Source organism: Aurantimonas litoralis, assembly GCF_026153195.1.
Taxonomy (GTDB): Bacteria; Pseudomonadota; Alphaproteobacteria; order Rhizobiales; family Rhizobiaceae; genus Aurantimonas; species Aurantimonas coralicida.
Genome location: NZ_JAPFBM010000002.1, coordinates 150,219 through 163,887, shown reverse-complemented (window position 1 = coordinate 163,887; position 13,669 = coordinate 150,219). Strand labels below are relative to the sequence as shown.

9 protein-coding genes and 1 other annotated feature are annotated in these 13,669 nt (G+C 67.8%); of the genes, 7 read left to right on the top strand and 2 right to left on the bottom strand.

The genetic code is table 11. The features are described 5' to 3' along the window. Nucleotides 1-391: 391 nt before the first annotated feature. The 4 genes from N7I30_RS05670 (at nucleotide 392) to N7I30_RS05655 (ending at nucleotide 6,600) form a co-directional block, all read left to right on the top strand. Complete coding sequence (locus tag N7I30_RS05670; RefSeq protein ID WP_498637826.1) at nucleotides 392-4,120, top strand: peptidoglycan-binding protein; 3,729 nt, start codon at nucleotides 392-394, stop codon at nucleotides 4,118-4,120. Nucleotides 4,121-4,238: 118 nt separating this feature from the next. Then, nucleotides 4,239-5,165, top strand: coding sequence for a sulfite exporter TauE/SafE family protein (locus tag N7I30_RS05665; RefSeq protein WP_024349096.1), 927 nt, complete (start codon nucleotides 4,239-4,241; stop codon nucleotides 5,163-5,165). Nucleotides 5,166-5,248: 83 nt separating this feature from the next. Then, nucleotides 5,249-6,055 (top strand): TIGR02186 family protein, encoded by an 807-nt coding sequence (locus N7I30_RS05660; RefSeq protein ID WP_498637338.1) that lies wholly within the window; start codon nucleotides 5,249-5,251, stop codon nucleotides 6,053-6,055. 50 nt (nucleotides 6,056-6,105) lie between these two features. Then, nucleotides 6,106-6,600 carry a DUF3429 domain-containing protein gene (locus N7I30_RS05655; RefSeq protein ID WP_498637336.1) on the top strand — a complete coding sequence of 165 codons (495 nt, stop codon included), beginning with the start codon at nucleotides 6,106-6,108 and terminating at the stop codon, nucleotides 6,598-6,600. A 3-nt stretch (nucleotides 6,601-6,603) separates the two neighbouring features. Here the strand turns inward: N7I30_RS05655 and pdeM are convergent, their stop codons facing one another. Then, on the bottom strand, nucleotides 6,604-7,323 hold the full coding sequence (pdeM, locus tag N7I30_RS05650; protein ID WP_498637334.1) for a ligase-associated DNA damage response endonuclease PdeM: 720 nt from the start codon (nucleotides 7,321-7,323) through the stop codon (nucleotides 6,604-6,606). Between the two features lie 126 nt (nucleotides 7,324-7,449). Further along, nucleotides 7,450-7,502, top strand: a sequence feature (sul1 is cis-regulatory element that is thought to sense ions involved in sulfur or methionine metabolism; They are found in Alphaproteobacteria). Between the two features lie 78 nt (nucleotides 7,503-7,580). On the opposite strand from pdeM, the gene N7I30_RS05645 reads away from it, so the two are divergent. The 3 genes from N7I30_RS05645 to N7I30_RS05635 all read left to right on the top strand — a co-directional run bounded on the left by N7I30_RS05645 (nucleotide 7,581) and on the right by N7I30_RS05635 (nucleotide 11,039). After that, nucleotides 7,581-9,065: a SulP family inorganic anion transporter gene (locus N7I30_RS05645; RefSeq protein ID WP_277020366.1), complete on the top strand. Its 1,485-nt coding sequence runs from the start codon at nucleotides 7,581-7,583 to the stop codon at nucleotides 9,063-9,065. 112 nt (nucleotides 9,066-9,177) lie between these two features. Next, entirely contained in the window at nucleotides 9,178-10,026 is an 849-nt protein-coding gene (locus tag N7I30_RS05640; protein ID WP_498637332.1) for a universal stress protein, read from the top strand. Nucleotides 10,027-10,229: 203 nt separating this feature from the next. Beyond that, a complete protein-coding gene (locus tag N7I30_RS05635; protein WP_024349090.1) occupies nucleotides 10,230-11,039 on the top strand; it encodes a transglutaminase-like domain-containing protein in 810 nt (269 codons plus the stop codon). Nucleotides 11,040-11,062: 23 nt separating this feature from the next. On the opposite strand, the gene N7I30_RS05630 is transcribed toward N7I30_RS05635, so the two are convergent. Continuing rightward, nucleotides 11,063-13,651 carry a ligase-associated DNA damage response DEXH box helicase gene (locus tag N7I30_RS05630; RefSeq protein WP_498637330.1) on the bottom strand — a complete coding sequence of 863 codons (2,589 nt, stop codon included), beginning with the start codon at nucleotides 13,649-13,651 and terminating at the stop codon, nucleotides 11,063-11,065. Between the last annotated feature and the right edge of the window lie 18 nt (nucleotides 13,652-13,669).

Below are 13,669 nucleotides of genomic sequence, written 5' to 3'. Positions count from 1 at the left end.
AATTCCGTAACTGCGCATTCGTTTGAACGGCTCGTACCCGAGGGCCGGCGACTCATCCTGTTTCGGCTACATAGGCCATTGTGCGGCGAATAACGCGTGAATTGAGGCTGTTACAAGACGTAGCGTCAATTGACGGTCCAGCCTCGGGTCGGCTTCCGGTGTTATTCACTAACAAAGCGGTAATGGGGTTAACCCGCAATTAACCCTGTTGGACGAATTTGCTCCAGACACCAGCAGGCACCGGAGCCGGCCCAGCGAGGCTCAAGCCGATCGGGAATGTGATATGGCCGAGAAGAAGTCGAAATTGGCGCAAGGTGGATCGCCCCGCGACGATTCGTCCCTCGATACGCTCAGCCGTACCCTGGAAGAACTAGAACTCCGTTTGACCCAGATGAGTTCCGCCAAGGCGCCGCCGCGACCTGTCGCCGACGTCGCGGCGGAGCCCGCGGCCGCTCCGCGGACCGCAACCCGCCTGAAATCCGTCGCCAAGTCCGCCGACGGCCAGCGGCCGAACCGGCCGACACTCTCCGAAGCTGTGTCGCAGATCGTCATGCGCCAGCAGATGCTCGACCGCGAAAATGGCGACGTGCGTGACGGTGCGGCGGCGGCCGCGCCGGCTCCCCGTCGCCAGGCCCGCGATGCGACACCGGGCTCCGACATCTCCCGCGACCTCGAGCGCCTGCGCACCGAACTGCGCGACGACATGGACCGCAGCCTGAAGTCGCGATTTGACGACATGCGGCACGCCTTCGACGACCTGCGCACCATGATCGCCGACCGCGCCAGCGCCGAGACGATCGACGCCGAGATCGCCCGGGTCGATGACGGGCTGTCGCGGATGGCCGATGGCGGCGCCGATCGCGAAGCCGTGCAGTCGCTGCGCAAGGAACTGGAAGCCATGCGCTCGCTCGTCGGCGAGATGGCCCGCGAGGAGACCGTGAAGGATCTCGGCCGGCGCTGGGATGCGGTCGGCACCGAATTCAGCGACCGGGCCGAAGAGGACACCCGGGCCCGCCGCGACCTCAAGGACGAGCTGGAGCGCATCCGCGTCTCGCTCGGGTCGCTGGCCAGCGAGGATCACGTCAAGTCGGTCGAGCGCCGGCTGGACGAGTTCGAGGCCCGCCACACGGCGGTGTTCCAGGAGTTTGCCGAGGGCGGCATTTCCGACATGCTCAAGACCGAGATCAACGGTCTGCGCGGCAAGCTGGAGACGCTGGCCTCCGAAAAGTCGATGCGGGCCGTCGAGGAGCGCTGGGACGCGCTCGAGGACAAGTTCGCCTCGCGCGAGATCGAAGGCAAGATCGAGGCGATGTCGGGCCGCATGGAGCAGCTCGAGGCCGCGCTTGCCAAGCTGCCCGAGACGCTGGCCATCGCCCCGCTGGAGCAGCGGGTGCACGCGCTCGCCGTCGGCATCGAGGCGATCGCCAAGCAGCAGCAGGACGAATTCGAACTCGACCATTTCGCCCAGCTCGAGGAGCGTCTCGACGAGATCTCCCGCGCCATCGTCGTGGCGGCAAGCCGCGCGCCGGCGATCGACATGAGCCCGGTCGAGCGGATCGAGGCCCGGCTGCAGAGCCTGACCGCCCGCGTCGACCATCTCGCCGAAGAGGGCGATACCCAGGTGCTGTCCGGTCGCATCGGCGAATTGTCCGACCGGATCGAATCGCTGGCCGACGGGACCGCCGCCGCCGATCTCGCCGAACGGATCGAGCGCTTCTCGACGCGGCTGGAACATCTCCTCAATGCCAGCGAGGGCTCGTCCCTCGAAGCAGTCGCCATCGAGAACCGGCTGCAGACGCTGGCCGAGCAGATCGAGACCACCTCCGCCTCGCGCGTCAATGACGACATGGTGCGTTCGCTGGGCGCCCAGATCGCCCGCCTGTCGGACCAGATCGGCGAGGGCAGCATGTCCGGCGCGATGATCGATCCGGAACTCGACGAGCGTCTGGCCGACATCGAGCGCCGGCTGGACGAGAACCGCGACGCCATCGTCGTTTCCGCCCGGGCCGCCGCCGACGAGGCGATCCGGCAGATGATGGAATCCGGCGATCTGCGCCAGGGCCAGCATGTGGCGCAGCTCTCCGAGGACCTGCGTTCGCTGGAAGCCATGTCCCGCCAGACCGGCGAGCAGTCGCAGGAATTCTACAAGACGGTCCATGCGACGCTGATCCGGCTGGTCGAGCGGATCGACACCATCGACAACGAGATGCAGCGCAGGGATCGCGGCGAGGACGGCGCAGGCGCCGCTGCCGGCGAGGCACGCTTCGTCCAGGCCGAGCCGAAGGTCGCCGCTGCCGCCGAACCGCAGGCGCCGCGTGGCCTGCGCGGACTTCTCGGCCGCAAGCTCGGCGCCGGCAAGGCGGCGGTCGACGCCGATGCCGTCACCGGACGTGCCGACGCGGCACGGCAGACGGACGACCCGGAGGTCATGGTCGCCGAGTTCCCGGGGAACCATGACGTGTCGTCGAGCCCGGTGCCGCCGGTCGAGGCGCCGTCACTGGACGCTGCCGACATCTTCGAATCCGACGAGGCCAACCGGCCGCTCGCCATCGGCTCCGGCACGCCGGACATAGCCGCGCTGCTGCAGCGGGTGCGGGCCCAGCAGGCTGGCCAGACCGGCGAGGCGGACGAGGGCGGCCGCGCCGACTTCATCGCCGCCGCACGGCGCGCCGCCATGGCCGCCGCCTCCGAAGCCGAGGGCCTGCGCTCCGGTGAGGCCGGCGACGACAGCGACGAGCGTGGCGGAGGCGTCACCGATTTCATCGCGCGCCGGCGCAAGCCGATCCTGATGGCGATCGGCGCGGTGCTCCTGGCACTGATGGCGCTGCCGCTCGGCCAGGCGCTGAACGCGCCTTCCGACGGCGACGAACTGGTCGCCGACACCAGTCAGCCCGAGATTCTCGCCGAACAGGCGACCACGACACCGCTCGTCGCGGACAGCACCCCGGAGGCCGTCGCGCCGGCGACTGCCGACCGGACCGATGGCACGGCACCCGCGACCGCTGCGTCGGACGACACGCGCACCGCCGAGGCCGGCAGCGATGCCCTGATGTCGCCCGCGGCGCTGTCGCCGACACAAGCCGGACCGCGTGCGATCGACGACGAGGTTGCGACGGCGACGCCGGCCAAGGCCGCCGACACGCTGATCAGCCGTTCCCTGTCGGGCGCACCAAGCGCTGCCGGCTTCACCCCCACCAGCGGTGCCGACGTCGCCAATGCCGGGGCCGCTGCGGCCATGAGCTCGGTCGGTCCGGTTCCGCCGATCCCGGACGGTATCGGCAACGAGGCGCTGACCGATGCGGCCGAAGCCGGCGACCCCAAGGCAATCTTCGAGATCGGCCTGAGGCTGATGGAAGGACGGGACTCGGAGCCCAAGCCGGCAGTCGCGGCGGAATGGTTCGCCAGCTCCGCTGAGCGCGGCTTCGCGCCGGCCCAGTACAGCCTCGGCACGCTCTACGAGAAGGGCAACGGGGTCGAGCGCGACACGATCGCGGCGCGGGACTGGTATCTGAAGGCCGCCGAGCAGGGCAACGTGCGCGCCATGCACAATCTGGCGGTGCTGTTCGCCACCGGCGTCGACGGTAAGTCGGAGCCGAAGCTGGCGGCGCAGTGGTTCGAGAAGGCCGCCGAATACGGCATGACCGACAGCCAGTACAATCTCGGCATTCTCTATGCCCGCGGGGCCGGCGTCGATCAGGACCTGACGGAATCCTTCAAATGGTTCTCGATCGTCGCCACGGCCGGCGACGAGGATGCCGGTCGCAAGCGCGACGAGGTTGCCAAGTCGCTGACGCCGGAACGGCTGAAGTCGGCGGAGGAGAAGGTGGCGGGCTTCACGCCGAAGCCGCGCGACGAGGCGGTGAACACCGTGGACGTTCCGGCCGACTGGGCCGACAGCACCGCACCGATGCAGACCTCGTCCATCGACATGAAGCGGGCGATCCGCAACATCCAGGCAATCCTGATCAAGCTCGGCTACGAGCCGGGGGAGCCGGACGGCGTCGTCGGCCAGCAGACCACGGCCGCCATCAAGGCCTTCCAGAAGGAAGCCGGGCTGACCGCGGACGGCAGCATCGACGAGACGCTGATCCGGGCCCTGCTGGCGCGCAAGGACGGCTGAGACGCCATGCTGCGGGGCGCTTCGGCGGCATCGCGGATTTGACAGGCAAGGGGGTTCGGGCCAAGACGGTTCGGCCCCCTTTTCCTTGGCTCCATCAACCCCTTGAGCCGGACCGCACGTGAACCTCTATCTCCCGATCGCGGAACTTTCGGTCAATCTGGTCGTCCTGTTCGGGATGGGCGCCGCCGTGGGATTCCTGTCGGGCCTGTTCGGGGTCGGGGGCGGCTTTCTGATCACCCCGCTGCTGATCTTCTACAACATCCCCCCGGCCGTGGCCGTGGCCACCGGCGCCAACCAGGTGATCGCGTCGTCCTTCTCCGGGGCGCTCGCCCACTACAAGCGCGGCACGGTCGACCTGAAGCTCGGGACAGTGCTGCTGATCGGCGGCACGGCGGGCTCCGCGGCGGGCGTCGCCCTGTTCACGCTGCTCAGGCGGATCGGACAGCTCGATCTGGTCGTGTCGCTTCTCTACGTGGTGTTCCTGGGCGGTGTCGGCGGGCTGATGCTGGTCGAGAGCATCCAGTCGCTCCGCCGTTCGAGCGGCGGGTCGGGCGAAATCCGCCGCTCCGGCAAGCACAACTGGATCCACGGCCTGCCGCTGAAGATGCGCTTCCAGCGCTCCAAGCTGTTCGTCTCGGTCATTCCGGTGCTGGGCATCGGCTTCCTGATCGGGACGCTCGCCGGCATCATGGGGGTCGGCGGCGGCTTCATCATGGTGCCCGCGCTGATCTATCTCCTGCGGGTGCCGACCAACGTCGTCATCGGCACGTCCCTTTTCCAGATCATCTTCACCGCGGCCGTGACCACCGTGCTGCAGGCCTCGACCAATCACACGATCGACGTGGTGCTGGCCTTCTTCCTGATGCTCGGCGGCGTGATCGGCGCGCAGTTCGGGGCCGAGGCCGGCCGCAAATTGCGCGGCGACCAGTTGCGGGCATTGCTGGCGCTGCTCGTCCTGGCGGTCGCCCTGCGGCTCGGCTTCGAACTGGTCTCGACGCCGACCGAGCCCTATTCCACCAGCATGCCGAGCGGAGAGATCGGATGAGGGCGGCCGTCTCCTCACTTCTCGATCGCTGCCGCCGGTTTGCGGGGCAACGCTTGACCGGCCTCGTCGCGGCATGCGCCCTGATGGCGGCCGTGCCCGGTCCCGTGGCGGGGCAGGCGCTGGAAACCTTCGAGATCGGGCTCTCCACCGACCGCATCGGCATCACCTCCGACTTTTCCGGCACCCGGTTGGTCATCTTCGGCGCGCTCGACAATGCCGATGCCCGCATCCTGCGCCAGCAGCGCTACGACATCGTCGTCTCGCTGGTCGGCCCGCGCCAGCCGGTGGTGGTGCGCAAGAAGGAACGCACGCTCGGCCTGTGGATCAATCGCGGATCGGAGACCTTCGACATCGCCCCGGCCTCCTACGCACTGGCCTCGACGCGCCCGCTCAGCGACATCACCCGCGAGAGCTTCCGGGTCAGCCTCTCCATGGGCATCGACGATCTGCGGCTGAGCACCAGCGAGGGCGGGCGCTCGCACGTGTTCCCGGAGCCGGAAAGCCTGGTGATCTCGGCGCCGACCGACGATGCTCCGGCGCTGGTGCCCAACCGCGACGAATATGCGACCGCGCTGCGCCGGATCCGGCGCGAGCGCGGCCTCTACAACCAGACGATCGGCAGTGTCGAGTTCGTCAGCGCCACGCTGTTCCGCGCCGATCTGCAATTGCCGGCCGATCTGCCCGTGGGCAACCACACGGTCCGTGCCTTTTTGTTTCGCAATGGCGTCTTCATCCGCCAGAGCAGCGAGCCGCTGCTGGTCATCAAGACCGGCTTCGAGGCGGTGGTCGACGATTTCGCCCGCAATTATGCGTTTCTCTACGGGCTGTTCGCCGTCGCGCTGGCGATCTTCATGGGCTGGTTCGGCCGCGTCGTGTTCAAGCGGGACTGACACCCGGCCAGCGCTTTACGCTTTTCCCTTCCTGACCTAGTTGGATCGGCATGACGGATCTCGATCGACACGGCGACGCGCCGACCCCCAACGCGGCGCTGGCGGCAACGGACATCACCCACAAGACCGCGTGGATCCTCGGCCTGGCGGGGCTGATCCCCTTCGTGGCGATGACCGCCGCGCTTGCCTATGCGGGCCGCGCCTTCATCGCCTATCCGCAGCTGGTCCTCGCGCTGTCGGGCTATTCGGCGACGATCCTCGCCTTTCTCGGCGGCATTCGCTGGGGCGCGGCGCTGTGGCGCGATGAGGGCCAGCGCCACATCCTCGTCCTGTCCGTGCTGGCGTCGCTGGTCGGCTGGGCGTTGCTGTTCGTCCCGACGCCGTGGATGTTCGCCGGCTTCGCCATTGCCTTCGTGCTGGTCGGAGTCTGGGACGTGCTGGCGGCGCGCCATCGCACACTGCCCGACTGGTTCGGCCGGTTGCGGCTGGTGCTGACGATCGTCGTGGTGCTCTGCCAGCTCGTCGCCTTCGCCTCGACCTTCTGAGCCCTATCCGGGGCTGAGCGAGCGAAAGCCGATCGGGTAGATGCGGGTCAGGCCGATCACATAGGCCTTGGCCGTCGCCAGATCGAACAGGCCGTGAAAGGCCCGGTCGAGGACGTTGAGGCCGCCGGTCGTGACGCCGAAGGACGGCATGATCATGCGCGATCCGTCACTGGCGAAGCAGGCGCCGCGGGTCGAGCGCGCGCCATTGGCGACGCGGGCGACCGGATGCAGGTGGCCGGCCACCTCGCCGGCACGATAGGCGGCGCTCGGCTCGTGCCGGAAGGTCCAGGGCCCGACCGCGATCTCCTCGCGGGTCTCGCCGCCGACGAAGGCCGGCGGCTCGGGGTCGTGATTGCCGGAAATCCAGATCCAGTCGCGGCCCGCCATCAGCCGGCGCAGCGTCTCGCGCGAGGCCTCCGGCATCAGCGCCGCGCCGGTCCGGTCGTGGAAGGAATCGCCGAGGCTGATGACCCTCTGCGGGGCGTAGCGCGTCAGGGCCGCCTCCAGCAGCGTCAGGGTCGCGGCAGTGTCGTAGGGCGGCAGCATCATGCCGCGCCGGGCAAAGGCGGCGCCCTTCTCCAGATGCAGGTCGGAGACGATCAGCAGGCGTTCGTCCGGGGCATAGAGGACGCCGGACGGATCGCATACGATCCGCGCCCCGGCGAGGGGCATCTCCACGCCGTCGCACTCCGTCTGCCGCAGCCGCCGCGCCAGCGCATTCATCCGCAAGGTCCCGTTTTGCCGTTTGATTCGCGTTTCGTTCTATCGAGCCGAGCATTCCGGCAAAGGCAAGGCGGATTTTGTCGCGGGTTGATTTGCCCGCCGCAATCGGCGATGTTTGCGCCGCAACATGGACCTGCCCTGGCAGGTGGCTATGCCGGGCGCCTATCCCTCGGCCAATCACATTTCGTGCAGATCACGCATGGCCGGCATCGCCGAGGCCACCGCAGCCGCACGACGTGCAGATGTTCCTGGAGCCGATGTTCTCGACTCGCACCCTTTCCGCCGACTGGCTTGGCAATATCCGCGGCGACCTGTTGTCCGGTCTCGTCGTGGCGCTCGCCCTGATCCCCGAGGCCATCGCCTTCTCGATCATCGCCGGCGTCGACCCGAAGGTCGGCCTCTACGCCTCCTTCTCGATCGCCGTCCTCACCTCGATCTTTGGCGGCCGACCGGGCATGATCTCGGCCGCGACGGCGGCCACGGCCGTCCTGATGATCACGCTGGTGGCTGATTACGGCCTGCAGTATCTCTTCGCCGCGACCATTCTCGCCGGACTGCTGCAGTTGCTGGCGGGCGTCCTGAAGCTCGGCAACGCCATGCGCTTCGTCTCGCGCTCGGTGATGACCGGCTTCGTCAACGCCCTGGCGATCCTCATCTTCATGGCGCAGATCCCCGAACTCGTCGGGGTGCCGTCGATCACCTACGCCATGGTCGCGCTGGGTCTGGCCATCATCTACCTGCTGCCGCGCATCACCACGGCGGTGCCGTCGCCGCTGGTGACGATCGTCGTCCTGACCGCGCTGTCGCTGACCTTCGGCCTCGACCTGCGGGTCGTCGGCGACATGGGTGACCTGCCGTCCTCGCTGCCGACCTTCTTCATCCCGGACGTGCCGTTCACGCTCGAGACGCTGCAGATCATCCTGCCCTATTCGGCGGGCATTGCGGTGGTCGGCCTGCTGGAATCGCTGATGACGGCCCAGGTGGTGGACGACCTGACCGACACCGGTTCGAACAAGAACCAGGAATGCTATGGCCAGGGCATCGCCAACACCGTCACCGGCTTTTTCGGCGGCATGGCGGGCTGCGCGATGATCGGCCAGTCGGTGATCAACGTGAAGTCGGGCGGCCGTGGCCGGCTGTCCTGCTTCTTTGCCGGCGTGACGCTTCTGTTCCTGATCGTCGTTCTCGGCGACTGGGTGGCGGTGATCCCGATGGCGGCGCTGGTCGCCATCATGATCATGGTGTCGATCGGTACCTTCTCCTGGGAATCCATCGTCAATCTGAAGACCCATCCCCGGCGCTCGTCGATCGTCATGCTGGCGACTGTCATCACGGTGGTGTGGACGCACAATCTCGCCATCGGCGTCATTGTCGGCGTGATGCTCTCGGGCATCTTCTTTGCCTCCAAGGTGGCGCAGATCTTCTCGGTTACCTCGACCCTGTCGGGCGATGGCCGCGAGCGGACCTATCGCGTGATCGGTCAGGTGTTCTTCGCCTCGGCGGAGGATTTCGCAGCCGCCTTCGACTTCAAGGAAGCCCTGGACAAGGTGATCATCGACGTCTCGCGGGCCCATATCTGGGACCTGTCGGGTGTCGGCGCGCTCGACCGCGCGGTGATCAAGTTCCGCCGCGAGGGCACCGAGGTCGAGGTGCTGGGCATGAACGAGGCCAGCACGACCCTGGTCGACCGGCTCGGCGTCGCCGACAAGCCGGGCGCGCTGGACACGGCCCCGGGCCACTAATACCCATGAAAGCAGGCGAACCCGGCCGGTTCCTGTCACTGTGACGGGGGCCGCCCTGCGGGTCGCGTCGGAAGGACAGGCGAGAACACTCGCCGCGCAAGGGAGGACCCAGATGACCAAGATCCTGGCACTCGTCGACGGTTCGCAATATTCGCAGAGCGTCTGCGACAACGCCGCCTGGGCGGCGGAACGACTGTCGGCCGAGGTCGATCTCCTGCACGTCATCGGGCGGCGCGACACGGCCTCGGCGCCGGCGGATTATTCCGGCAGCCTCGATCTCGGCGAGCGCGAGCAGCTTCTGAAGGAACTGGCCGAGTTCGACGAGCAGAAGGGCCGGCTGGCCCGCAAGCGCGGCCGGCTGGTGCTCTCGGAAGGCGCCGCGCGGCTGCGCGACCGCGGTGTTGAAAGCGTCTCGGAACGGCTCCTGTCGGGCGATCTGGTGGATACGGTCCGCGAGCAGGAGAGTGGCGCGGAGCTGCTGGTCATCGGCAAGCGCGGCGAGGCGGCCGATTTCGCCAAGCTGCATCTCGGCTCCAACCTGGAACGCGTCCTGCGCGGCGCGACGCGCCCGGTGCTGGTCAGCGCCCGGGCCTTCCGGCCGGTCAAGCGCTTCCTCGTCGCCTTCGACGGCGGTCCGAGCGTTGCCAAGGCGCTGGACCATCTGGTCGCCAGCCCGCTTCTGAAGGGGGCGGCCTGCGAACTCCTGATGGTCTCCGACAAGACCAGCGATCCCCGGCTCGACCGGGCCGTGGAGACGCTGAACGCCGCCGGCTACGACGCCACCGGCATTCTGCAAAAGGGCGAGCCCGACGCCGTCATCGCCGCCCATGTCGAGCGCGACGAGATCGATCTCATCGTCATGGGTGCCTACGGCCATTCGCGTATCCGCAGCTATTTCATCGGCTCGACTACCAGCGAGATCGTCCGCTCCTGCCTGCGGCCGGTGCTGATGTTCCGCTAGGCCGAGCTGGCCGCCCGACGCAATAACGATGCCTCGCCAAACCCCTGGCGAGCGCCTAGGGTCCGAAGAGGTTGGCCGAGCCCGCGCCGGAGGCGCCGGGTCCGGTGTCCGGCTGCATGGCAGTGCGGCTTGCAACAGCTGAAGACCGTTGTCGCCGTGGCCGGGCGGAACGGGATGGGCAGGGCTCGGGAAAAGGGGCGCGCATGCGCATTCGACTGGGCTGCGAACTGAACTACCAGTTCCCGATGCCGACGCCGATGATCATCAATCTCAACGTCCATTATTCGCGCGCCGGGTCGCTCGAGCGTCCTGACCATCTGGTCACGACGCCCTCGGTGAATATCGAGAACTACCGCGACAGTTTCGGCAATTGGTGCAACCGTCTGGTCGCGCCCGCCGGAGCGTTCACGCTGGGCACGGACGGGATCATCCACGACGACGGCCTGTCCGATCCGGTCGGCCTCGATGCCGTGCAGCACGCCGTCGAGGATTTGCCGGCCGATACGCTGCTGTTTCTCCTCGGCAGCCGTTACTGCGAGACCGACCTCCTGTCGGAGGAAGCGTGGCGGCTGTTCGGCAACACGCCGCTCGGCTGGCCGCGGGTGCAGGCGATCTGCGACTTCGTCCACAACCATGTACGCTTCGGCTACGAATATTCCCGGCCGACGCGCACCGCAGCCGAAACCTATTCGGAGCGGGTGGGGGTGTGCCGTGACTACACCCATCTCGCCGTTGCCATGTGCCGGGCGATGAACATCCCGACCCGCTACTGCACCGGCTACATCAGCGACATCGGGCTGGCGCCGCCCCATGGCGAGATGGATTTCGCCGCCTGGATGGAGGTCTATCTAGGCGGCCGCTGGTGGACCTTCGATCCGCGCAACAACGCGCCGCGCTGGGGACGCGTCCTGATCGCGCAGGGTCGCGATGCTTCTGACGTGCCGCTGACCCATACTTTCGGGCCGAACACGCTGACCGGCTTCAAGGTCTGGACCGACGAGATTCGGACCTAGCCGAAATCGCCAGCGCCCTCGGCTCAGTCGAGCGCGGCGCGGACCAGTTCCTCTTCCGCCGCCTCGGCCAGAAGGTCGTCGCGCGCCTCGCCCATGACGCTCTCGCGACCGATCTGCAGCATGATCGGCACAGCCAGTGGCGTGACCCGGTCGAGGTTCTTGTGGACGATGTGGTGCTTGATCCGGCCGAGGAGGTCCGACACCCGCGAGACGTCCAGAAGGCCCGTCGCGGCATCGGCCCAGGTGGCGCGCATCAGGATGTGGTCCGGCTCGTGGGCGCGCAGCACGTCGTAGACCAGATCGGCCGAAACAGTGACCTGGCGGCCGGTCTTTTCCTGGCCCGGATGACGCTTCTCGATCAGGCCCGAGATCACCGCGCATTGCCGGAAGGTTCGCTTGAGCAGCCAGGAATCGGCCATCCAGGCTTCCAGATCGTCGCCCAGCATGTCCTCGTCGAACAGGGCATCGAGGGACAGGCGGCCGTCGGCGATCATCGCGCCCATGTCGCCGCGGCCCCAGATCGAGATGGCGTAGTCGGTGGCGACGAAGCCGAGCGGCTTGGCCCGGGCCCTCTCCAGCCGGCGGGTCAGCAGCATGCCGAGGGTCTGGTGAGCCAATCGCCCCTCGAAGGGATAGGCGACGAGAAAGAAGCGCTTGCCGTTCGGAAAGGTCTCGATCAACAGCTCGTCGGGCCCGGGGATCAGCGACTTGCGCTGCTGGATGGCGAGCCAGTCCGACACCTGCTCGGGCAGTTCGCCCCAGCGCGCAGGGTCGGCCAGCATCGCTCGGACCTGCGCCGCCAGAAAGATCGTCAGCGGGAACTTGCCTCCGGCATAGGTCGGGATCTTGGAATCCTCCGACACCGCCTTGGTGACGAGGCACTGGTTCTCGTGAATCGTCTCGAAGCGCAGCACCTGCCCGGAGAACGAGAAGGTGTCGCCTGGCGCCAGCGCCTCGACGAAGCCCTCCTCGATCTTGCCGAGGATCGGCCCGCCGCGGGCGATGGCACTCTTGGTGCGACGCCGGATCAGCCGAACCTGCAGCGATGGCGCGTCGAGGATCGTGCCAGCATTCATGCGGTATTGCTGGGCGATGCGCGGATGGCTGACCCGCCAGGTGCCGTCCTCGGTGAGGACAATCTTGGCATAGCGCTCGTAAACTCGCAGCGCGTAACCGCCGGTGGCGACGAAGTCGATCACCCGGTCGAAGGTCTCGCGATCGAGGTTCGCATAGGGCGCGGCGGTGGTCACCTCGGCATAGAGGTCGTCGGCCCGGAACGGTTCGGCCACCGCCATGCCGAGGACGTGCTGGGCGAGCACGTCGAGCGCTCCGTCGCGCATGGCGGGGGTGTCCTGCGCGCCGAGATAATTCGCGTCGAGCGCGGCCTGGCACTCCAGCACCTCGAAGCGGTTGGCCGGCACGAGGATCGCCTTGGACGGCTCGTCCATGCGGTGGTTGGAGCGGCCGATCCGCTGGGCAAGACGCGAGGCGCCCTTCGGCGCGCCGACATGCACGACAAGGTCGACATCGCCCCAGTCGATGCCGAGATCGAGCGTCGAGGTGGCGACGACGGCGCGCAGCTGGTTGGCGGCCATGGCGGCCTCGACCTTGCGCCGCTGCCCGACATCCAGCGAGCCGTGATGCAGCGCGATCGGCAGCGTCTCGTCATTGATCCGCCACAGCTCCTGGAACAGCATCTCGGCCTGGAAGCGGGTGTTCACGAAGAGCAGCGTCGTCTTGTGGGCCTTTATCGCCTCGTAGATCTCCGGCATGGCGTAGCGCGACGTGTGCCCCTGCCAGGGCACACGTTCGGAGGATTTCAGGATGGTGATCTCCGGCTTGGCGCCACCGGCGACGGTGATCAGCTCCGACAGGCGAGGATCGGCGTCTGGGGCGACGTCCGGCAGGACGCCGTCCGCGTCCGCGATTTCCTCCACGCCGCCGCCGGGCGCCTGCGAGACCAGCCAGCGGCGCAGATCGTCGGGCTCGGACACGGTCGCCGACAGGCCGATGGTCTGGATGTCCGGGCGCAGCATGCGCAGGCGTGCGAGGCCGAGCGACAGAAGGTGCCCGCGCTTGGAGGTGACAAGCGAATGCAGCTCGTCGAAGATGACGTAGCGCAGGTCCGAAAAGAAGCCGCGCGCATCCTTGCCGGCGATCAGCAGGGCGATCTGCTCGGGCGTCGTCAGGAGGATGTCCGGCGGCTTCAGTTTCTGTCGCTGGCGGCGGACCTGCGAGGTGTCGCCGGTGCGGGTCTCCAGGGTCACTTTCAGGCCGATCTCGGTGACGGGCTTTTCCAGGTTGCGGGCGATGTCGGTGGCCAGTGCCTTCAGCGGCGAGATGTAGAGCGTGTGGACGCCATAGGGCCGCGTGCCGGGCTTCGGCCGGCCGCGGCGGTGCAGATCGACGAGGGACGGCAGGAAGCCCGCCAGCGTCTTGCCGGCCCCGGTCGGCGCGATCAGCAGCGACGACGCGCCGGATTCGGCGCGGGCCAGGAGGTCGAGCTGGTGCGGACGCGGGCTCCAGCCATTGCGCGCGAACCATTCCAGGAACGGCGCGGGCAGGGGGAACGGCGCGGAGCCGGGCAGGAAGGGGTCGGGTCTAACGGTCACAGCGCTTCAGATAGTGTC

Excerpts from the sequence above, each read along its gene's own strand:
- N7I30_RS05670 (WP_498637826.1), top strand. The coding sequence starts at position 392 with ATGAGTTCCGCCAAGGCGCCGCCGCGACCTGTCGCCGACGTCGCGGCG.
- N7I30_RS05660 (WP_498637338.1), top strand. The coding sequence starts at position 5,249 with ATGGCGGCCGTGCCCGGTCCCGTGGCGGGGCAGGCGCTGGAAACCTTC.
- N7I30_RS05655 (WP_498637336.1), top strand. The coding sequence starts at position 6,106 with ATGACGGATCTCGATCGACACGGCGACGCGCCGACCCCCAACGCGGCG.
- pdeM (WP_498637334.1), bottom strand. The coding sequence starts at position 7,323 with ATGAATGCGCTGGCGCGGCGGCTGCGGCAGACGGAGTGCGACGGCGTG.
- N7I30_RS05645 (WP_277020366.1), top strand. The coding sequence starts at position 7,581 with ATGTTCTCGACTCGCACCCTTTCCGCCGACTGGCTTGGCAATATCCGC.
- N7I30_RS05640 (WP_498637332.1), top strand. The coding sequence starts at position 9,178 with ATGACCAAGATCCTGGCACTCGTCGACGGTTCGCAATATTCGCAGAGC.
- N7I30_RS05635 (WP_024349090.1), top strand. The coding sequence starts at position 10,230 with ATGCGCATTCGACTGGGCTGCGAACTGAACTACCAGTTCCCGATGCCG.